The 735-nt window shown below is 66.0% G+C and carries 1 pseudogene; it reads left to right on the top strand.

What is annotated here, in order from left to right:
• Positions 1-196 precede the first annotated feature (196 nt).
• Positions 197-735, top strand: a pseudogene (locus tag JMF90_RS39170) (PHB depolymerase family esterase); the annotation flags it as partial.

The raw sequence follows: 735 nt of genomic DNA on the forward strand, positions 1-735 counted from the left end.
CTACAACGGATACAAGCGGCGAAGCCCCAGTATAGCGCCGCGTCCGCATGAGGCCCGTTTTTTGCGCCGCCGGCAACGACCGGCGTGCAGGAAAAATCCTGGAAACAATGTTATGGTGCATTGCACAAAGTCGAACGATGCATCCGTTGTGGCGCTTTCATGGCGCCCCTATTTTTCCTGACTGCGAGCCCGATCGATGACCAAAAGTCTGACCAAAGTGTGGCTGGGCGGCATGAAACGCATGCTGTCCCCGACCGCCAAGCGCGCGGCGCGCGATGCGCAGCGCATCACACGCGACGCACTCGAGGCGGCGGCCTCCGATCTGTCCCCGCCACGCGAATCGCGTGTGCGGCCGCGCGCGGCCGCATGGGCGGCCGGCGAGTGGACGCGGGGCGAACATCCGATGACGCCCGCGCTGGGCCGCCTCGTCCAGAATCTCGCCTACGGGCTCTACATACCGCCCGGCCGCCGGCGTGGCGCGATGCCGCTGGTCGTGATGCTGCACGGCTGCCAGCAGTCCGTCGACGAATTCGCGCAGGGCACCCGGATGAACTTGCTGGCCGACAAGCACGGTTTCGCGGTGCTGTATCCGGAACAGTCGCTGCGCGCGCATACGCACGGTTGCTGGCACTGGTATGAAGACACCGATCGCGCGGGCGCGGCGAGGCGGACACGGTGGCGTCGCTGGTCGACGCGCTGGTCGACGAACATGGCTTCGACGCGTCGCGTGTTTAC

Origin of the sequence: Burkholderia sp. E168m23 (genome assembly GCF_016586125.1) — a bacterium.
GTDB lineage: Bacteria > Pseudomonadota > Gammaproteobacteria > Burkholderiales > Burkholderiaceae > Burkholderia > Burkholderia orbicola.